Source organism: Planobispora rosea (assembly GCF_014648175.1).
In the GTDB taxonomy this organism is placed as follows: domain Bacteria; phylum Actinomycetota; class Actinomycetes; order Streptosporangiales; family Streptosporangiaceae; genus Planobispora; species Planobispora rosea.
In genome coordinates this window covers 20,441-39,923 of sequence record NZ_BMQP01000035.1, presented here as the reverse complement: position 1 = coordinate 39,923, position 19,483 = coordinate 20,441, and the positions used below count along the sequence as shown (strand labels likewise).

Sequence of the window (19,483 nt, the reverse complement as noted above, 5' to 3'; positions counted from 1 at the left end):
GCTGGAAGGGACGTTTCTAGACCAGATGGGCATAGAGCTCATCATGGTGGTTGTCGAGCCACGCTCCGGCCCGGCGGATGCGCGTGCCCGCCCCGTCGGCCCACATCCGGGCCCAGCCGCCCCCAGTGGCCGCCCTGGCCCGCATGGCGATGTAGGAGCGGCTGAAACGCAGGCGGGCCAGGTCGAGCAGGCGTCGCCGGTCGCGCGGGCGCAGGCCGTAGGCGTCGCAGAACAGGCGCAGGCGCGGACCGGGCTCCAGCTCGCGCTGGACCGGGTCCAGGTCCACCGGGTCGGCGAGCGGCGCCCAGTGGCGCAGCGTGGTCACCACGTCGAAGAGTCGGGTCGTCGGCCGGGCCAGGTCGAAGTCGATCAGCGCGTACGGCAGGCCGTCCCGGAAGATCACGTTGTCGAGGTTGACGTCGCAGTGGCCGACCAGCTCGGGCGCCAGGTCGTCGTTGGAGCCGTTCTCCCAAACCGCGTGGCGCGGCGGACGGAAGGTGGCGGCGGCGTCGTGGAAGCGCCGCAGCAGCCCGGCCAGGGCGGCCAGGGCCTCATCCGTCGCCGCGTACGGCGGCAGCGGGCGCAGGCCCGACTCGCCCTCCAGGTAGGTCAGGACCTCCCGGCCCCGCTCGTCGATGCCCACCACCCGGGGAGCGCCCTGGAACCCCGTCGCCTCCAGGTGGCGGAGCAGCGCGTGGACGGACGGCGTGGACGGACGGGTCGGCCTGCGCACGGTATCGCCGACGCGCACCACCCCGTCCGTCACGTCACCGCCCAGCAAGGGGATCTCCTCGTGGAGCGTGGTGACGAACATGCCACGTGAGCCTAGACCGATCCGCCCGGTGGTCGGGACCGTTTCGGGCGGATCACCCAGGTCTTTAGGGGGTTCTATTACGCGACTTACAGTGATTTCTGGTAATCGTCATCACTGCCATTATCATCGTCGTCCGGCGGCCGGGGTACGGGCCGCCCGGAGCGCATGACGCGTTCCCCGTGGAAGGTCCGCCAGAAGTCCAAGCTCTCGAACGTGCCCTCGCGGAACTCCTCCAGCAGTCCGTTCACCCAGTCGCGCTCGGCCCGGCGGAGCATCATCGTGTACTCCCACTCGATCAGGACCAGCCGGGGCAGCCTCTGCTTGGCGGTGAGCTCCCCCAGCGCCTCCTCCATGTGAAGCCGCTGCTCCAGCCGGAGCACGCGCTCCTCCAGCAGCCGTATCGCCTCGTCGGGCGGGAGCACGCCGATCAGGGACAACCCCGCTTCGAAGGAGGTGTACTCCCTCGTCGGTGTACTGATCAGCTCACTGAGCCAGTCGAACAGCTCCAGCCTGCCCGGCTCTGTGATCGTGTACACCGTCCGCTCGGGCCGCCTGCCCTCGCGGATGACCTCCACCGCCTCGATCAGGTCGCGCTTCACCAGGCTCTCCACGACCGAGTACAGCGAGCCGTAGTTGAGCTTGATGCTCTCCTCCTTGCGCCGGGCGCGCATGGTCGAGGCCATCTCGTACGGGTGCATCGGCCGTTCGAACAGGAGCGCCAGCACCGCCAGCGCCAATGGATTGCCACGCCCGCGGGCCATGCACCACCTCCCGGCGAATAATCGAATTTGAGTATTCGCCAACCCATTACGCATCGCAACCCGGGCCGGGAGAGCCTGCCCCGGAACGCACGGGGAGCGGTGCCTGCGGAGACGCGGCGGAGTGGCACGGCGGAGGCAGGACCGAGACAGGGCAGAGGCGGGGCGGAGGTGGGACGGTGATCAGATGGCTTCCAGGGTGACGCTGGTGCCGCCGGTGCCGGTACGCACGGTGAAGCGTCTGACGCCGTGCCGGGCGAGCCAGAGCCCCCGGCCGCCGCTGCTCTCCGGCGGCACGGGCCGGTGGTCCGCGGAGGAGGCGGGCATGCCCGGTCCTCGATCGGTGACCTCGCAGCAGATCCGGCCATCGGTGCGCCAGAGCCTCAGTCGCCCGGTCCCGCCGCCGTGCCGTACCGCATTGGTGGTGATCTCGTTGACCGCGACGATGAAGCGGTACAGCGCCAGGCCGGACAGGCCGTGCCGTTCGCTGCACTGTTCCACCTCGTGCCGTACGGCGACCAGCGTGCCCAGGTCGAAATCGCGGACCAGCAGGTCGACGCGGTGCCCGGCGGACGGATCCGGGCCACCGGGGCCGGGATCGGGAGGTTCAGCCATCGCCACCTCCCCTGCCGGTCACGGCGGGCAACGGGCGGGCGGCGAGGATGCAGGCGTCGTCGTCGGGGTTGGCGTGGCGCAGCTGCGACAGAAGCTCGGCGAGGGGCTGCTGGTTGTGCTCACCGGAGACGCGGTCGAGGGTCGCCACGATCGGGGCCAGCCCTTCCTCCAGGGTCCGGTCGCGGTGTTCGATGAGCCCGTCGGTGTAGAACAGCAGCAGGTCACCGGGGACGAACGTGACGGTGGCGGTGTCGTAACGGGCCCCGGGGAACGCGCCCAGCAGGGGCCCCTCCGGCCGGTCCAGCTCGACGGTGACACCGGCGCGGGCGCGCAGCGGTGCCGGGTGTCCCGCCTGGGCCCACCTCAGCGCGCCGGTGGGCGGGTCGTAGCGGGCCACCACCGCGGTCGCGGTCACGGGCATCGGCTCGGCCGCCGAACGGGCGGTGTAGAGCAGCCGGTTGAGGTGTGTCAGGAGCTCCGCCGGATCACTGGTGGTGGTCACGGCCAGCGCGGCCATCGCATGGCGCAGCTGGGCCATGGCCGCGGCGGCCTGCAGGCCGTGCCCGGCGACGTCGCCCACGGCGAGCACCACGCTGCCGTCACCGGCGGCCGCTGCGTGGTACCAGTCCCCGCCGACCTGGCTGGCCTTCTCGGCCGGCAAGTACCGCACCGCGACCCGCAGTCCCGCCAGATCGAAGGGGGTCTCCGGGATGGGCAGCACGATCTGCTGGAGCTGCACGGCCAGCCGGTGCTCAGCGGCCAGGCTCCGCTGATGCTCGCGCAGCTGCTGCTCGACCTCGGCGAGTTTGGCGCGGCTGGTCTCACCGGCGGTGACGTCCTGGACGATCCCGTAGATCCTGACCGGCCGGCCGTCCGTGCCGCGCACGGCATCCACGATGGTACGGATGTGCTTGATCCGGCCGCTGACGCGGATCCGGTAGCTCACGTCGACGGTCTGCCCGCGGCCGAACATCTCGACCGCCTGCTGTCGCAGGGGCACGTCCTCGGGCACTGTGAGGGCGTCGCTCTCCGCGCTGGGCATCGGCCCGTCCGCCGGGTCGCGTTCGTAGATGCGGTACAGCCCTTCGGACCAGACGATATCCCCGGTGATCAGATCCCACTCGCCCCAGCCGAGGTTGCCCAGCCGTTCGGTCTGGTCGATGCGCTCGGCGAGCCGGGCCTCCTCGTCGTGCCGGATCCAGCTGTTGAGCAGGCCCGGGCCGACCGGCTGCACCCGGACGGTGAAGGTCACGCCGGCCGGCGCCCGATCACTGGGACTGACGTAGGGGACCGGCCCGACCTCGCGCGGCAGGCCGTCGGCGATCGACTTCTCCCATATCTCCCAGACCGGCCCGTTCACGATGGTGGGATAGGTCTCGCTCATCCGCCGGCCCACGATCTGCGTGCCGCGGCGCCCCGAAAGGTCCACCACCGACGGGCTCACCGCCGCGAACACGTAGTCCTCGATCCGTCCGGCCCGGTCCCGCACCGGCATCAACGCGGTGTGACTGCCCGGTACGGCGTCGAGGACCTGCTGCACGATGTCCGCCCAGCCGCTCCCCACGGGCGGGGAGCCGTTACCGGGCGGGACGGCGGGACCGGGTGCGACGGCGGGACCGGGTGCGACGGCGGGACCCGGAAGATGTCCGGGACCGGGAGGCTGCGGGTGGCGGTCGCGGGACGGGGTCCGCAGGACCGTGTCCGTCATTGCGCGCAGCCGATCCGGTTCGTGCGGTGTACGGCCGCCCTCCAGCGCCGCCAGCACGTCGGCGGCCGTCTTCCCCACGTCGCCTTCCCGCTCGGCCGCCAGCCTCAGCAGATGGGCGTGGGCCTCGTCCACCCGGCACCCGGTCCGTCCGGCGAGCAGCCCGGCCGCACGCCCGAGCACCACCTCGGGATCGGCCCGGGCCTGCTCGACTCTGGCGTCGATGTCGGCTAGGCGTCTCAGGTAGTCCTGCTCCGGCTCCATCAGCCGATCCAGCCATCTCCGTCAGTCACTGTCAACGGCCCTATCCGTCCACCGGCGGGTACGGCCCCGCCGGCGATGTGAGCACACGCCCATCGCCCGTCACCCATCGCTCAGGGGAGCCCGAACGCCGCCAGCAGGCCGGCCGTACGCAACTGGTCATAGACCCTTGAGGTGGGGTGCTCCACCCGGAAGGCCGCATCCGCCTCTCCGGCCGCTCTCATGACGTCCACCAGCATCCCGATGCCGGAGGAGTCCAGGAACGCCACCTCGGCCATCTCGACCCGCACCGCCGGCGGACGCTGCTCGGCCACCGCGTCGCAGATCACCTTCCGCACCCAGGCGGAGTTGGTGAAATCGATCTCACCGCGCAGCACCACGTGCAGTGCGCCGCCGGGAACCGTGTTGACCGACACCGCGTCCATGGGAGTCCTCTTCTCTGCCGACCGAGACGGGCCCGGGATCGGTCAGCCCGTCGTACGGGTTCACTCGATCGGGCACAGGCGGCGCGAGTTCCAGAGCGAAGAAACTCCTCATTGTTTCGTAAGAAACCGCCCGTTGTCAGGCCGGTGGGCGCATAACCGGTCGCCTTACGGCTTGTATCTCGCGCTTCGTGCCTCGCGGCTCATATCTCACGCCTTATGCCCGCGCCTTTTCCTTGTGCCACTCGTCTGTCCCCGCCCGCCGGCGTGGCACGCCCCCTATTTCCACCCGTCGGCGCGCGCTCCGATGCGACGGCGCACCATTTCCATGCTCTTCCAACCGGCGATCCGCATCAGGTTCAGCGGGTCGCCGCCCGCTTCCAGGTAGTGGCCGGCCATGGTGTGGCGGAACCGGTGCGGATGCAGCCGTCCCGCGATCCCCGCCTCCCGGCCGCGCCGTTCCAGCATCTGCTGGATGCCGGTGACGGTCAGCCGCCGCTCTCCCCCCTCGGCGGTGATGCCGCGTACCGGCAGCCATAACCACGGCGAGGCGGCGTGCGGGTGCCGGACGCGTGAGCGCAGGTAACGGTCGATCGCCACGGCGGTCCTGCCGCCGATCGGCGCCAGGTGCACGCTCCCGTCCCTGAGGGTGGTCCTCAGGATGTGACGGTCCAGCCACACGTCGTTGGCCTGCTCGTCGTCGGCGCTGTAGCGCAGCCCGGCCAGGCCGGACACGCGCATGCCGTTGTCCATGAGGATGCGGATGATCGCGGTGTCTCGGAGGTCCACCCACGTACCGCCGGAGCAGGTCTCCAGCAGTGCTTCCAGTTCCCGGTCGGTCAGCGGGTCGGCAGGCCGGGACGCGCCACTGGGCGGATCGACGCCGTCCAGCGGACTCGCGGCGGTCCGCTCCCCCTCGGCGATCAGCCAGTTGAAGAACACCCGCAGGTTCCGGAAGTGCTTGTGCGCGTTGCCCGCGCTGGTGGCCTCACGGCTGGCGGTGAGGAAAGCCCGGACGTTCCCGGCGCCGACCGTCTCGACATCGACCGGCGGCTCGTGCTCGGCGAGAAACGAGGCGAGGGCGCGTACGCTGTCGAGGTAGCTGCGGACCGTACCCGGCGACTTGCCGGCCGCCCGGAGGGACAGCTCCCACGAGGCGACCATGTCGAGCAGGCGGGGCGAGGACGGGACCTGTCTTCGGGAGCGCGCCATGGGTCCCTCCAAATCCGATACTGTTCGACCGGTGCACTGTTATGCTACCGTCTCACATAGCCAGTTAAAATGCTGGTCAGGCGGTAAATTCAAGCGCCCTTAGCTCAGCTGGATAGAGCACCGGACTTCTAATCCGACGGTCGCAGGTTCGAATCCTGCAGGGCGCGCTTTTGATCATGGCCTGACCTGCGAAAACTCGGAGGGCGGGCCTCTTCTGGAATGAAGTTCCGGCCCCTGCGTGCTCCTGGCGTGCTCGCGTGCACGGACCGTGCGCACACCATGATCGCCAGAAGCGCGGCCCTCCACGCTCGTCCGTCACAGCACCTTCCGAGCCCACAGCGCTTCTGCGAGCACCCCTGCTCTCTCATGCCCTCGGCGACAGAGAGGGACCCCGCCGACCTCTCAACACTGAAAGCAACCAGGCGGTCGAACCGTTCAGGTCCTGTGCCGCAGCCTGGTTCGGCACGGAGCAGGGTCCGATACCGCAGACCGTCGCATCACGACGGAGTCCCGTAACCTCGGCGTTCTTGATTGTTCCGCTTCGCCCCGGTGACATCATCCATCCGAATATCTGGATCCTGAAGTACCATACGGTGGCTGCACCATTCACAGTCAGGACTCGGAGTTCTTCATAACGGCTGCGAATTTCCCCGCACGCTCCTCTCCACGCCCGCGCTCGCGTGAAATCCATTCCTTCCCTTCTGCGGCAACCCCCTCCAGAACATGGAGCGTATGGTGAATACCTGAGGCATCAAGCGTCACCTCGGACACCGTTCCAGGTTGCTCGTCCTGCTGGAGTTCCTCCATTCCCGGACCCGTCACCTGAACACTGATCTTCTGCCCGTCGATGAGCGCGAGATCGAAAGTCCGTTCATCATTGTCCGCTTGGTTTACTCGTACGGCCGCGACCGCTTCGAAGCGGTAGTTGGTCCGCTGCCGATCGTGGAACGTACCTCGTTCGAAGTCGAGGGTGACGGTGAGCTGACGTACTCCGTCTTCGGTAAGAAGGAAGACGAGAAGCTGATATTTCTTATAGCGCCAAGGCCCGCCCCGTACCCGAGCACGCTTCGCCGAGGAAGCAGGTGCTTCGATGAAGGCATGAGCGACAACATTGCTCATGGTCAGCTTGTAGTGCTGCAATGCCTCGTCCAGCAGCACTTTCCGGTCGCAGTCCAGCCAGGCGGATATCTCCAGGTCGTCGGGTTTGTCGGCCAGCTTCTCCTTCCATTTGCCGAAGGCCTCCCAGCTCTTCTCCAGCCTTTGATCAGCTTCGCGCTCGTCGGTGGTATACCGTCGGCGTTCAAGGGTGATGTGCAGCCAGGCGCGGGCGGCGATCCATCCGCTTGCCAGGACAAGAGCCATCGAGCGAACCGCACTCAGAGGGACGGCCTGTACAGCGCCACTTGCTGCCCATATTCCACCGGCCATGAGAGCGACTACTCCGAAGATGGTCGCTGCTTTTGTCACCAGCGGTGTCGCCAGCTCCTCACGGTAGTTCCACAGCGTGCCCTTCCTCCACTGATCTCTGACGTCCTGGACACGATGCCGGATCAGCCAATGGATCTCCTCGGATCCGGTCCTCGTCTCCCGGTAGGCATCGACGATCTCGTTGCGCAGGCTGTTGCGGATTCCCGCTGTTCTGGCCAGCCAGATGTCGCGGTTCGCACCGTGCGGAACGTATTTGGCGAAGTAGTAGCCGAATCGCTCATCCACTTTGCTGGCGAAACCGCCGGCAGGCGCGCTGCTCCTGTGCTGCAGCGTTCCGTACTCCATGTCTTTCGCATGGCGGTGTACTGTTCTGAAGCGCCATTCCGCGCCGTTGCGCGCGCCGAAGTAACCGCCGATGACGCTCAGCAGGTAGGTGAGCAACTCGATGACCTGACCTGCCTGTGCCAGCAGATAGCCGATGTGGAGTGTCGCGATGACAAAGACGACAGTTGCCGCCACGGCCTGAGCCCAAACAGCGAAGGGAACGTCGACCGGCTGCGGTGGACGCACCCGAGGCTCTGCAGGTGCTGGTTCGAAGAACTTCCAGACGCGATCGGCCCGGCCCTTGGCCATCTGCTCCAGCTTGGCCCGTGTCAGGGCGTGGTGCCACATCTGGTCCTCGATCGGCCCGTCCAGGAACAACTCCAGATGCCGCACGATCAGAGTGCGCTGGGTTTCACCGAGCTCGTTGAATTCCTTCAGCAAGACCCGGAGGTCCTCATGGGGTTTCTCTGCGGATTCCAGCAATCGATCGGTGCCGGCCCGGTTGAGGGGCCGGCCTGCTGATTCCTCGCTGAAGCGGTGTGGTGCGGTAGCCCGGGCGGGGAAAGGCCCCGACTCCAGGGCACCGCGAGCGGCTGCGATCGAGCCCGTTCCTGGGCGTCGTCGGCCGCTTTCTTGCGCCCTGCGGGTTCCCGGTGCCCGCAGGGGGTGATCGGCGCGGCAGCGCGGAGACGAGATCGCACGCTGCCGCGCCGGCTCACGGGAGGGCTCGTCCTCGTGGCGGCGCGGACGGAAGGGGCGCGGGCCGGAGGTCGTGAAGGACGACGAGGAGCTGGGTGGCCAGCGCGTACCCGAGGAGGCCGTCCCGCAGGGTCAGCTCGACCCCTTGCTCCACGGGGACGGCCAGCGCTCCGCACGGTTCGTACAGGTTCGCCAGGACGCCGTAGGGCTCGAAGTCGGCCGCGGTGTAGACGGCCATCGACCTCCGGAGATGCGGGCACTGCGCAGCCGCGTCGGGGATGCAGGCTCGGCAGGTAGGCGGCGCGTTGGTGTACCCCCGATCGGCCGATCTGCCGTCCTCGGACAGCAGCCACCACACCCGGCCGGATTCGGGGTCGCGGGCCGGTCGGCCGCAGATCTGGCAGCGTCCCCGGCCGATGCACTGCCACTGGCGGCGGGCGTTGACGGCCCGGAAGTCGGGGCGGCCGCGCCGGTGAGTGCGCTGCCGGGCACGCAGCACCCCGTGGGCCCAGTCGCCGGGGCGGGGTCGAGCGTGCCGGAGCCGTGGCCCGGTGGAGTGCTCCGCGAAGAGCACGTGCTGAGGAACCGCCTCATCGGAGTAGGCGATCACGTAGGGCTCGCGCAGGAGAGGCCGCGCCACCGCAGCGCCTCTCATGCCGCGTTCCCCTGTTCCGCGCGGGCGAAGCCTTCGTCCGACGTCTGGGGGATCCGCTCGGTGACGCACCCCGCCTGGAGATCACCGCGGGCTTCGGCACTCGCGTCCGGAGACACGTCGGACGGCATGCCGGCGAACCGGGCTTCCCAGGTACCGCTGGCCCGTTCGATTACGCGGAACTCCGCCATCGGCCGGGCCGTCATGCCGCCGCCTTCGCGGCGGCGCGGATCATGTTCACCACCGTGTGAGGCCGGTCGGCGGTCACGGTCCGGCAGTCCACTCCCGCCGGAGGAAGGGAAACGAGGTAGCAGCCCGCCCGCAGGCCGACGGTCACCGTGGCGACGACCCGACCGGCATCGCCGTACACCGTCAGGTCAGGGGCGTGGTGGGTGACGGATGCCTTCGGCCACGGCATGCCGTCCCCGCGCAGCCGCATGCCGATCGTATGAACGCGCACCGCCCGGAAGCCGTGCGGTTTCAGCAGTCGTTGCAGGACGGCCAGCGCCTTGCCGTGTGTCTCGGCGACGAGATCGCTCACCTCGGGACGGATGCGCTCCTCTGCGCTGAATTCCGGTGCTCTCTGTACGGGGATCATTCTCCGACCGTAGAACTCGGCGAGTTCGCCTCACACCTGCGGACGAGTCCGCAATCAATCGGATCTCAGGGCGGCTATGACCTGCGCTTTTCTTTGATCCTCGGCTTTCACCCATTGAGATGGGTAATCTGGCGCCGAGATCGGGAGGAGGCGCGGAATGCCCGCCCAGGGACGGAGTGGAGAAAGCCCCCAAGCTCGGGGACGTGAACTAGCACGTATCGGTCGACAGCTATGGCAGGAGACAGGATCGGTCAATAAGGCCGCCGTCGAGCTGATGGATCGCTATCCTGACATACCCAGCCTTCAGGCGCACCGATATGCGTGCGGCCTTTCGCAGGATCAAGCGGCTGTTCGGTACAACGAGGTGACGAAGCATCAAACCCACCTCGGCGGTACCTCAATCAACGCGTGGGAGACGTGGGCACGTGCCCGCGGGAGTTCCGGTTCGCCTCCGTCGTTCTCGAGCCTGCTGATCCTCGCCTCCGCGTACGGCGGCGGCCCCCTCGGCGTGGCGGATGAGCGCCTCTCCCCCAGCGATCTGATCGCCGAAGCGTACGAGCGCCTCTCTCCCGAAGACCAGCTCTCGTTGAAGAGGTTCACCGAAGCCGACGCCTCCCGGCAGCCGGTCGAACCGCGGGCAGCCGCGGTGCGGCACCCGGACCGGCTGGAACATCAGGCGGTGCCCGCGGAAGACGACGTCATCGGCCCGGACTTCGAGCTCGCCGCCCCGACCGTCGAGTACGGCAGCCCCGAGATCTGCGTGTACTCCCTGCCCAACCCCCGGCCGGGTCGATTGCTGAACCTGAGCTGGGCGGCGTTCGGGTACGGGATCGAGCGGCTCATCCAGCAGATCAAGAACGTCGGGCGGCGCCTGGATGTGGACGCCTGCTTCGGGATCAACGAAGCCGGGCTGGTCATGGCGACCTTCCTCGCGTCCGCCCAGTTCGGACGCTGTCCCATCGGCTACCTCAAGTGCAGCAAGAGCCGGGACTTCATCACCCTCGACCCGGCCTCGACGTACCCGGAGCTGCCGGAGGCTCCGTCGATCGTCCTGTGCGACTTCGAGGTCAAGCACGCGGACGTCGTCGGCTTCGTCACCCGGGAGATCCGCAAGCGGTATCCGGGCGCGGAGATCTACTTCGCCGTCTTCGGGGCCATGACGAAGGAGCGGAACCTCGAAGTGGCCGGCTTCGACGACCTCACCGGCGCCGACATCATACGGGCGGCCGGATTCAAAGCGGTGTTCATCGCCGCGACCATGAGCCCTCCCGGCATCGAGCCGCCGCTGGAGCTACGCTGACGAACCGGAGGTGCATCGTGACGTCACATCCCCCTCTCCCCGGCATCGCGCAGAAACTCGCCGAGCTGGTCTCAACTGTGATCGGCGAGATCCGTCCCCGGCTGATCGAGGCCGCACTGTCAGGTGATCGGTCGGAGAGCAAGAACCTCCGGCACGCCGACAACTTCCTGTCGGACTACGACCTGTGGATGCACGAGCGCTACCGGGAGCTGCTGACGCGAATCATCCCGTCGTACGTCTACGCCTCGGAGGAGGCGGACCCCCAGGTCATCGGGGACGACCCGGACCCCGACCTGTGCGTCCTGGTCGATCCGCTCGACACGAGCGAGCTGGCCGTGCGGGCGCTGTACGGCTACACGCACGTCCTGGTCTACTCGCGCAGCCTGGCCCGTCCCATCGCCGCGGTGGTGGGCGACATCTTCCACCATCTGCAGATCTATCTGGCGGCTCGTGATGACGCCGGACAGGACCATGCCGTCCTCTACACCCAGGACGGAACCCCTCATCCTCTGCGGTTGGACCGGTTCCCCTCTCTGCCGGAAGCCTTGGTCACCAACTACCTGATGAAGCCCGGACGCTTCCAGGAGCTCGCCCGGCAGACTCGATTGGTGGAAGCACTGAGCCGGCCCTCCCAGGACGGCCCCAGCCGTGGCCGGATCGGCGTGGACTTCGGATCCGTCAGCCTGTGCCATGTCGCCGCGGGCTTCAGCGACGCGACGGTCGAGTTCGCGAAGGGCTTTGCGGTCTGGGACCTCGCACCGGGCCACTACATCCTCAACGCCGCCGGAGGGGTCGTCCTCGACCTCCAAGGCCGCCTCATCCCTCTGGACTACCGGTTCGGCACCGTGGCCGACATCGGGAAAGCCATGGACCGACGCCAGAAGTTCGTCGCCGCCTCCAGTCTCCCCCTTGCTCAGGACATCGTCGCCGCGCTGAAGCAGGCATAGCGAACGGGCCTTCCCAGATGAGCCTGTGAGTGCCGAAAATTCATCCGTCCAGGTCAAGCCGCATACCGGTACTCCCTGAGGACACCACCCAGACCATCATGTCGGCGGACGTCGAGCCGAGCGACCGGGACTCGATCGGCGCCCGGGTCGGGGAGCGGCCGGAGCGGAGCAGCCTGGCGGAGAGCTCGGTGCGGCCGATGACCGTTATAGAACACCTCGAACTCGCGCAGGGCATGGAGCAGGTGGCGCTGGTTCCCGATCAGGGTGCGGTCCAGCAGTTCGCGCCGGCAGGTCTGGATCCACCGCTCCGTGATCGCGTTCTTCCCGGGAATCCGGATGCCGGTCGTGACGGCGTGGAGTCCGGCGTCGGCCAGCACCGCGTCGAAGGCCGCGGTGAACGTGGCGTCGCGGTGACGGATGAGGAACTTGGCCGTGCTACCCGCGTCCTGCAGGTCCATGACGAGGTTCCGGCCGAGCCGGGTGACCCACTGACCTGTGGGATGCACGGTGGCGCCGAGAATCCGGATCCGCCGGGTGGCGTGCTCGATGACGGCGAAGACGTACAGCCGCGCCCCGGTCAGGGTGCAGACTTCGAAGAAGTCGCACGCCGGCAGGGCGTCCGCCTGGCTGCGGAGGAAATCGGCCCAGGCGGTGTGCTGGCGCTCGGGCGACAGGTCGATGCCGTGGACCTTGAGGATCTCCCACACGGTGGAGGCGGCGACCGTGACGCCGAGCGCGACCAGCTCGCCGTGGATGCGGCGGTATCCCCAGCAGGGATTCTCCCGGACCAGGCGCAGCACCAGCAGGCGAATGGAGGAGAGGGGGCGCGGACGCCCTCGGCACCGGGGCGTGCAGGCTGTGGCATCGCGGTGTCTGAGCAGGTCACGGTACTGGCGCAGGATGGTCTCCGGGCGCACCAGCAGCGAAGGTGTCGCACCTTACCCGTCGACAGGTGACCGAGCAATCCGGCGAGCACGAAGCGGTCGCCGGGAGTGAAGGCGGGCGTGGGCACCTGGCGCTGCAGGACCGTCAGCTGGTGCCGCAGCACCTCAGATCTCGAGCTCCTTGTCACGATCGCTTCCCGGCAACATCCGCAGGAACGCGAAGACGGTCGTCACGGTGAGGTAGACCAGACGCAGCAGCACGACCAATCATCATGCCGCGGCGGCGTAGACCTCACGACGCCGAGACTCAAGGCACGTGATCACCACTCAGCACTCTGGCCTGTACGGATGAATTTTCGACACCCACAGGTACCGGCGACGGCGAAACCCACGCCGAGACGGACGACCGCCCTTTCGCAAGTCTCAAAGGCGCGGATCACGTGCGCTTTGTCCGAGAGCACCGCAGGGACGGGCCCACGTGTCAGCCGGGACGGCTCTCCTCAGGCGCCGTCCCGGTCTGCGGCGAGCGTCCAGACCGCGTCCTCGCCCCGGCCCTGCGCGACACCGCGCCCGAACTCGGCCACAGCCGCGTCGAACAGCGGGGCCCGCGTGCCAGAGGAGGACAGCGCGTGTTGAAACGTGCGGGCTGCCTTCTCATAGGTTGCAAGGGTCGCCTGGTCGGTGGTGAAGTCCTCGCCCACGAGCCGCTGGACTATCTCCTCCTGTTGGAACTCGAACACGCTGGCCACACGCACCGCCAGCGGCAGGAACTCCTTCGGAGAGATCCCTTGGGACTTCGCGTAGCGGGCGGCCTCGGCGAACGCGGCGAGGATGGTCATGTGGAAGGCGCCGACCGTGGCGGCCTCCAAGGCGTTCGCACCCTCCGGAGACCCGGATACGTGGTGAGAGATGCCGCCGAGCAGCGCCAGGGCCGGCCGAGCGGTCTCCCACTCCGGTTCGTGGCCGGAGACCAGGAGCAGGAAATCGTCTCGCCCGACTTGTTCCGGATAACCGACGATTACGGCGTCGAGGTAGCCGCCACCCTGCTCGGCGACCCGGTCCCGCATCGGCCGCGCCTGATCCGGGCTGCCCGTGGTCACATTGACGACGACGCGGCCGGCCAGTGTCCCGGCATCACCGAGAACGATCTCGACGCTTTCGTAGGTGCTAAGGCAGATCACAACGATCCGCGCGCGCCTCACGGCCTCCTGCACGGCCGCAACGGCGGAGCATCCCGAGGCTGTCAGAGCCTGTGCGCGCTCCGGAGTCCTGTTCCACACCGTGACGTTGGCTCCTCTGCCCGCGAATGTCCTGGCCAGAGCGGAGCCCATGTATCCGCAGCCGAGCACGGCCACATCGAGCTGAGCAGACATCCGCGCGTCCTTTCGTGTCGAGTGCTCGACCAGTCGCCGTGCACGAGCGAGGACAGCGGTCATGGGCTCATCAAGCCGACCGCGTCTGTTCATGTGAATCTGCACCGCGTGAACCAGGCCGTGATTGAGCCCACGTGCCACATGATCCGACGGGAACGTCACCGGCCGCGGTCAAGCGATAGCGGCCCGGGGTGAATGCCGAGGGAGGCCGTGCCTCAGCCGTTTCCCTGGGGATGGGGTGAGCCGGGTTCAGGGGCGATCGATCACCGGTTCCGGGAGGTCATCGCCGGACCGACGACCCGGCTTCATGCGCCGTCAGCGCTTGGCCGGCTTGTCCTGGAGTAGCTCGGCTACCTCACGGCGACGGACCTGCCCGCCCCAGGACGGTGGGCCGGCGAGCACTGCCCCCCGTTTCGTGTCCCGGTGATTCGATGGAGAACAGCCGGGGAGGGGCCCTACCGGTCATCGCGGCAGGATCGCCGATACTAACCCAGTACCCGGCGCAGGATCTCGGGCACCGGACACTTGCCCGAACCGTCCCCGGCGATCGAGACATAGACGATGCGCGCCTCGCACACGGCCTCGGCATCCCGCAGTACGGTGAAGGACACCTCGAAGCTCGTGTTCCCGATCCGCACCGGCTCGACCAGGATCGACACGTCGTCGCCGAAACGGACACCTGAGCGCCAATTCAGCTCGGCTCGGACGAGCTGGAAATCGACACCCTGTTCCTGTAACCCGAGGACAGGCAAACCCTTGTGCTGCAAGAAGCCCGAAATGGCCTCGTCGAACCATGCCAGATACCAGGCGTTGAAGACCACCCCCTGCTGGTCGACCTCGTAATAACGCACGTGCCACGGGTGGACGTATCCCATGTCTCTTCCTTCACATCGCGTTCCGATTCTGCTGTTCCGAAGATTCTCCGCCGTCTCGCGGTGAAGGTAACAACAGACATGGCTCTGCGAATCGGACCAGACTGCCAGATGGCGGCAAATCCGTGCCAGCAAAGCCGGGCACGCCGGCGGAAGCGAGCACGGTGGGGGATCATCGTCCAGCTTTGGGAAATCCCGCTCCGAAGCGTCGATCCAGGGAGTCGTTTTCGAGCAGATCAGCGCGTCGCCCTCCTATCGGAAGCCCCGCCCATCACGGTCGCGACGCTGCTCTTGAACCGCCCTGTCCCGGCGAGGTTCTCGTCCGGATCGAGGCGGCCGGATTGTACCATTCGGATCTCTCGGTCGTCGACGGAGACCGACGCAGACCCTGTACCGCTTCAAAATCCATCGCAAAGGCTTGAGTTGAAGTCCTGCGAAGTGACTACGCGGCTCGGCGGTACTCGTCGATCGGTCTGCTGAGCACTTTCCGGCGTTCGACCCGTCCTTCCAGCGGCATCACGCTCCGCTCGTCATGACCCGGTGGCCGCTGCGTGCGGGACCGACGCGGGCGACAAGAAGACCATGTCGGCGTGGAAGGAGTCGACGGCCGGCAAACCTCGTGCTTGAGCGCGCAGGAACGTTCGCCAGGAGGCGTCGCCTCTCGGGATGCCGGTCGATGCGCCGCCACCGGAGGATCCGCCCTACGGTCGCCTCGCTGACCTGGTAGCCGAGCCGCACCGGTTCACCGGTACGGGGGTATCCGTGTTGATAGCGCTGGAGGCGATGGACCTGACTGACTCGGCGGTCAACGGGGACCCGGTTTCCGATGGATGGCCATGGAGACCACCTACCTACTGGATCTCCGTTTCCCCGCCCCCGGGAACTCACATGCTTGACAGTGCCACGACCGACTTGACTACCTGGCCTCAGGGAAACGCTCAGGTGGCCGCATGACAAACATGGCAGCGCGAGCCCATCGATTGGCGCGGTACTTCAATTAGCAAGCCGCTTCTCGCAGGGAGATTGGACCCTTATCGGATGTCCTGCACTGGACAGATGCTCATGTCGAATCCAGTTCAGCGGCTCCCGTGAACCCGATCCAACACCGGACCGATCCCAAGATCACAACAAAGGGGCAGTTCCTTGCGATCCCTCTAGAGCCGATCCGCGGCTCCTTACGAGAGCCCTCATCACGTCATCAGCGGTGGCGTCACCCCGTCGGTACACGCCTCCATGCTCCCACATCCTGTGCACCGCCGGTCCGGCAAGGGCGCACGGCTCGTCGACGTAGAAGGCAACAACCCGGCCGCGACGGTAGCCGGATCCGCTGCAAGCGGGCTGGCATCACCGCCGCGAACCGGTCCTTGCCGGATTGCTGGAACGCGGCATCTGCGCGGCGGGCTGGGGCCGGCTCCTTCTCTCCACCGTCCCCTCCGCGGATCAGACCGCCGAGACCGTCGAGGCATTCGTCGACGCCCTCGGCCTGATCCGCCCTCCCGAAATGCAGGCCAGCGCGATCTAAGCGCCTGCTGGACCAACGCTTACGGACCATGCCGGGGTCGAGGCACCCCCCTTCCTCGCCTACATCATCCCCGTTCCCCATCCCCACCACAGGAGGTCCGGTGGATTATTCCAAAATCAACCCACTTGATCATTCAGACGCAGAGGACGGCGTCACGTTCGAGGCCTCTCGGAGTGAGCCCGTACCCGCGCAGGATGACATGGCGCCGGTAGGCAAGAGATTCATCAGTCTCTACACCTTGGCTTCGCTCGCCACAGCGACCGCGATCAACACACCGCTCTTCGTCACTCTCGCACTACGCGTCTCCCAAATCGATCCCGACGGCAAGACCACCTCCTTTGCTCTCCTCTCCGGAATGGGCATGCTGATCGCGACGATCAGCGCGCCCGTCTTCGGCGCCTTGAGCGACAGGACGCGGAGCCGGTTCGGTATGCGCCGCCCATGGATCGTCTTGGGCCTCATCGGCACGGTCTTCGGCGGATTCCTCATGGGCATCGCGCACGGTCTGGTCACGCTGGCCGCCGGCTGGATGCTGATGTCGGCCTTCGGCACGGCCGTGGCCTCCCTGCTGCTGACCGCCATCTCCGACCGGGTACCCGGAAACCAGCAGGGCCTACTGGGCGGACTCGTCGGCGCGAGCAACCTCATCGCCGTGATGGTGGGCAGCCTGATCATCGCCTTCGTCCCGCACAGCTCATTCCTTCAAGTGAACCTCCCCGTGGCCATGGCGGTCATCGCGGTCCTCGCCTTCATTCTGGCTTTCCCCGATCGCCTCCCGCAGGAGCGGGAGGACACGGACGACGATTCGCCGGCCACCGGCGGGAGGTTGCGCAATCTGCTCGCGGGCATGCGCTTCGACCCGCGGCAGGAGCCCGACTTCGCACGCCTTCTCCTTTCCCTGTTCCTGATCTCCCTAGGCGGCGCACTCGGAACGACATATGCGGTGTATTTCATCGAGGATCATCTGAAGGTGGGTTCTGAGGAGCTCACCACGGTCATCGCCTACAGCAACGCGGCCTCATGTCTCCCCGCGCTCCTCGGCAGCCCGCTCGCGGGGTGGCTCGCCGACAGGTTCGGCCGGCGGCGGCCGATCCTGCTTTTCGGCACGGTGTGCAGCGTGATCGGGCTCCTGATCACCGCGTTCAGCAATGATCTTCCCACGTTCTACGTGGGAGCGCTGGTGGGCGGCATCGGACTGGCCGCCTATTCGGGGGTCTATCTCGGGTACGCGATCGCCACCATGACCGATATGGAGAACAGTGCGAGGAATCTCGGTCTCACGAACGTCGCGATCTCGATTCCTCTGACTCTGGCCCCTTTCCTGACGCCGTTCTTTCTGTCCCTGGGTTCCGGCGAGCACAACTACATCAGTCTCTATATCACCGGAGCGGTGATCAGCATCACGGCGATCCCGGTGATGTACACCGTCCGCAACGCCCGGTAACGCTTCCGACATCCTCGGGTCCGGCAGCCGGCCGCAGGAGAGGGCGTCCCTTCCCACCCATCAGGAGACGACACCCTCTTCTCCGTCACCCCGGACTCATGGACGATACAACCGAGTTCGCCCCCGTCCTTCGGGCGGCGCATCGTTCACGAGACGGCACTGGCCGGTAACGGCAGGGGCCGGAGCCGTCATGGCCGCTGCACAGCGGGACATCCCAGCTGACGCGCTGGCTCAAGGCGATGGCGCTCGGGCTCGATGTCGCAGGGCCCGCCGAATGCCAGACTCTGGCCAGAGAACGCGGCGTCGCGCTTCTTTCCGGCCCGTCCAGAGCGTCAACCGGCTGCTTCTCTTCAATCCAACGATTCCGACGGTAACCCGGAGGCTCCATGGACATCGGTCTGTTCTACGCCCATCAGTTGCCCTCGACGCCTCCTTCCGTGGGGTTCGAGTGGGACCTCCAGACGGCCCGCTGGGCTGAGGAGTACGGCCTTGCGGAAGCCTGGTTCTCGGAGCACTTCACGGAGGGCTACGAGCGCTGGAACTCGCCGGAGCTCCACATCGCGGCACTTTCCCGTGAGACGTCCCGGATCAAGCTCGGTACGGCGGCCAACCTGCTGCCGTACCACAATCCGGTAGCCCTGGCCTACCGCCTGATGGCGCTCGACCACATAACCAAGGGCCGCCTCATGGTCGGCTTCGGCGCCGGCGCCTACCCGACCGACGCCCAGCTGTTCGGCACCTCGATGCCCGAGCAGAACCACGAAATGCTGGAGGAGGCCCAGGACCTCATCCGACGCATCTGGGCCAACAAGGGCGAGAGCCTCAAGATCCAGGGTAAGCACTTCGGTGTCGACGTGCCGCCCAACGACAACCCCCTTCTGCTCGGCAACCACTGGCGGCCCTACCAGGAGAACGGCCCCCGCGTGGCCATGGCCGCGTTCTCACCGCGCTCCTCCACCCTGTTCAGGGCGGGGGCCCGAGGGGACATCCCGCTCACCATCGCGATGACCGACGAGTTCCTCGCAGGACACTGGGAGGTCTACGCGGAAGGCGCCGCGAGCACCGGCCGCACCCCGGACCGCCGGGACTGGCGGGTGGTGCGTGATGTGATCGTCGCCGACACCGACGAGGAGGCCTTCGCGCTGGCCTGTTCCACGCCGCTGCGGCGGACTCAGGAGGAGTGGGTCCTTCCCTACAACATGGACAACATCGCGAAGACGCTCCCCGAGGGGGTGAGCCCCGAGGACCTCAACATCGAGGCGCTCGCCTACTTCCAGTGGATCGTCGGTTCCGTGGACACGGTCGTCGACCGGCTGGCGGCCGAGTACGAGCAGTGCGGTGGCTTCGGATCTCTCCTGGTCTACAACTACGACTGCCACGAGGAGCCGGAGGCCTTCCGCCGGCACCTCGAGCTGCTGGGCACCGAGGTGGCGCCGCGGCTGACCGAGCGGGTCGGAAAGCTGACTTCTGGGCACTGATCTGCGACGACAAAAGGCGATGGCAGCGGTGTATCGCTGCCATCGCCTTTTGCGTGGCTGCGAGCCACCTGGTGGTGCGGAGCAGGGGCCGGTTCGGGCGCTCCGGGCACAGCAGAGTCCCCGCAGCCTGAGAGAACACCGTCTTTCGACTCCTGTGCGACGGCGATCGCATCGC

General features: G+C 67.3%; 18 protein-coding genes and 1 tRNA gene. 6 read left to right on the top strand and 13 right to left on the bottom strand.

Annotated features, from left to right (window positions below; translation table 11 throughout):
* Nucleotides 1-16: 16 nt before the first annotated feature.
* The 6 genes from IEZ08_RS28430 to IEZ08_RS28405 all read right to left on the bottom strand — a co-directional run bounded on the left by IEZ08_RS28430 (nt 17) and on the right by IEZ08_RS28405 (nt 5,787).
* The gene (locus IEZ08_RS28430; protein ID WP_189243344.1) at nt 17-814 is read right to left on the bottom strand and encodes a phosphotransferase; all 798 of its coding nucleotides are present in this window, start codon (nt 812-814) and stop codon (nt 17-19) included.
* A gap of 86 nt (nt 815-900) precedes the next feature.
* Nucleotides 901-1,575, bottom strand: a complete 675-nt coding sequence (locus IEZ08_RS28425) for a PadR family transcriptional regulator (protein WP_189243343.1) — start codon at nt 1,573-1,575, stop codon at nt 901-903.
* Nucleotides 1,576-1,755: 180 nt separating this feature from the next.
* Nucleotides 1,756-2,187, bottom strand: coding sequence for an ATP-binding protein (locus IEZ08_RS28420; RefSeq protein WP_189243342.1), 432 nt, complete (start codon nt 2,185-2,187; stop codon nt 1,756-1,758).
* Entirely contained in the window at nt 2,180-4,156 is a 1,977-nt protein-coding gene (locus IEZ08_RS28415; protein WP_229803587.1) for a PP2C family protein-serine/threonine phosphatase, read from the bottom strand. The genes IEZ08_RS28420 and IEZ08_RS28415 overlap by 8 nt, the downstream gene beginning before the upstream one ends.
* A 110-nt stretch (nt 4,157-4,266) precedes the next feature.
* The gene (locus IEZ08_RS28410; protein WP_189243341.1) at nt 4,267-4,578 is read right to left on the bottom strand and encodes an STAS domain-containing protein; all 312 of its coding nucleotides are present in this window, start codon (nt 4,576-4,578) and stop codon (nt 4,267-4,269) included.
* A 276-nt stretch (nt 4,579-4,854) separates the two neighbouring features.
* The gene (locus tag IEZ08_RS28405; RefSeq protein ID WP_189243340.1) at nt 4,855-5,787 is read right to left on the bottom strand and encodes a tyrosine-type recombinase/integrase; all 933 of its coding nucleotides are present in this window, start codon (nt 5,785-5,787) and stop codon (nt 4,855-4,857) included.
* A 93-nt stretch (nt 5,788-5,880) separates the two neighbouring features.
* Here IEZ08_RS28405 and IEZ08_RS28400 point away from each other — a divergent pair.
* Nucleotides 5,881-5,954: transfer RNA gene (locus IEZ08_RS28400), tRNA-Arg, on the top strand.
* Between the two features lie 445 nt (nt 5,955-6,399).
* Here the strand turns inward: IEZ08_RS28400 and IEZ08_RS28395 are convergent.
* From IEZ08_RS28395 to IEZ08_RS28380, 4 genes are all read right to left on the bottom strand, one after another.
* Nucleotides 6,400-7,980 (bottom strand): hypothetical protein, encoded by a 1,581-nt coding sequence (locus tag IEZ08_RS28395; protein WP_189243339.1) that lies wholly within the window; start codon nt 7,978-7,980, stop codon nt 6,400-6,402.
* Between the two features lie 274 nt (nt 7,981-8,254).
* Nucleotides 8,255-8,878 carry a hypothetical protein gene (locus IEZ08_RS28390; protein ID WP_189243338.1) on the bottom strand — a complete coding sequence of 208 codons (624 nt, stop codon included), beginning with the start codon at nt 8,876-8,878 and terminating at the stop codon, nt 8,255-8,257.
* An 11-nt stretch (nt 8,879-8,889) separates the two neighbouring features.
* On the bottom strand, nt 8,890-9,096 hold the full coding sequence (locus tag IEZ08_RS28385) for a hypothetical protein (RefSeq protein WP_189243337.1): 207 nt from the start codon (nt 9,094-9,096) through the stop codon (nt 8,890-8,892).
* On the bottom strand, nt 9,093-9,488 hold the full coding sequence (locus tag IEZ08_RS28380; protein WP_189243336.1) for a hypothetical protein: 396 nt from the start codon (nt 9,486-9,488) through the stop codon (nt 9,093-9,095). Before IEZ08_RS28380 ends, IEZ08_RS28385 begins: the two co-directional genes overlap by 4 nt.
* A gap of 364 nt (nt 9,489-9,852) precedes the next feature.
* Here IEZ08_RS28380 and IEZ08_RS28375 point away from each other — a divergent pair, with 364 nt between their 5' ends.
* Complete coding sequence (locus IEZ08_RS28375; RefSeq protein ID WP_189243359.1) at nt 9,853-10,788, top strand: hypothetical protein; 936 nt, start codon at nt 9,853-9,855, stop codon at nt 10,786-10,788.
* Between the two features lie 17 nt (nt 10,789-10,805).
* A complete protein-coding gene (locus tag IEZ08_RS28370) occupies nt 10,806-11,735 on the top strand; it encodes an inositol monophosphatase family protein (RefSeq protein ID WP_229803585.1) in 930 nt (309 codons plus the stop codon).
* Between the two features lie 53 nt (nt 11,736-11,788).
* Here the strand turns inward: IEZ08_RS28370 and IEZ08_RS28365 are convergent, their stop codons facing one another.
* From IEZ08_RS28365 to IEZ08_RS28355, 3 genes are all read right to left on the bottom strand, one after another.
* Nucleotides 11,789-12,535 carry an integrase core domain-containing protein gene (locus IEZ08_RS28365; RefSeq protein WP_203863512.1) on the bottom strand — a complete coding sequence of 249 codons (747 nt, stop codon included), beginning with the start codon at nt 12,533-12,535 and terminating at the stop codon, nt 11,789-11,791.
* 584 nt (nt 12,536-13,119) lie between these two features.
* Nucleotides 13,120-13,992: an NAD(P)-dependent oxidoreductase gene (locus IEZ08_RS28360; protein WP_189243335.1), complete on the bottom strand. Its 873-nt coding sequence runs from the start codon at nt 13,990-13,992 to the stop codon at nt 13,120-13,122.
* A gap of 485 nt (nt 13,993-14,477) precedes the next feature.
* The gene (locus IEZ08_RS28355; protein ID WP_189243334.1) at nt 14,478-14,867 is read right to left on the bottom strand and encodes an acyl-CoA thioesterase; all 390 of its coding nucleotides are present in this window, start codon (nt 14,865-14,867) and stop codon (nt 14,478-14,480) included.
* Nucleotides 14,868-16,236: 1,369 nt separating this feature from the next.
* On the opposite strand from IEZ08_RS28355, the gene IEZ08_RS28350 reads away from it, so the two are divergent.
* From IEZ08_RS28350 to IEZ08_RS28340, 3 genes are all read left to right on the top strand, one after another.
* Nucleotides 16,237-16,386 (top strand): hypothetical protein, encoded by a 150-nt coding sequence (locus IEZ08_RS28350; RefSeq protein WP_189243333.1) that lies wholly within the window; start codon nt 16,237-16,239, stop codon nt 16,384-16,386.
* 100 nt (nt 16,387-16,486) lie between these two features.
* The gene (locus IEZ08_RS28345; RefSeq protein WP_189243332.1) at nt 16,487-17,830 is read left to right on the top strand and encodes an MFS transporter; all 1,344 of its coding nucleotides are present in this window, start codon (nt 16,487-16,489) and stop codon (nt 17,828-17,830) included.
* A 386-nt stretch (nt 17,831-18,216) separates the two neighbouring features.
* Entirely contained in the window at nt 18,217-19,308 is a 1,092-nt protein-coding gene (locus IEZ08_RS28340; protein WP_068923791.1) for an LLM class flavin-dependent oxidoreductase, read from the top strand.
* Nucleotides 19,309-19,483: the final 175 nt, after the last annotated feature.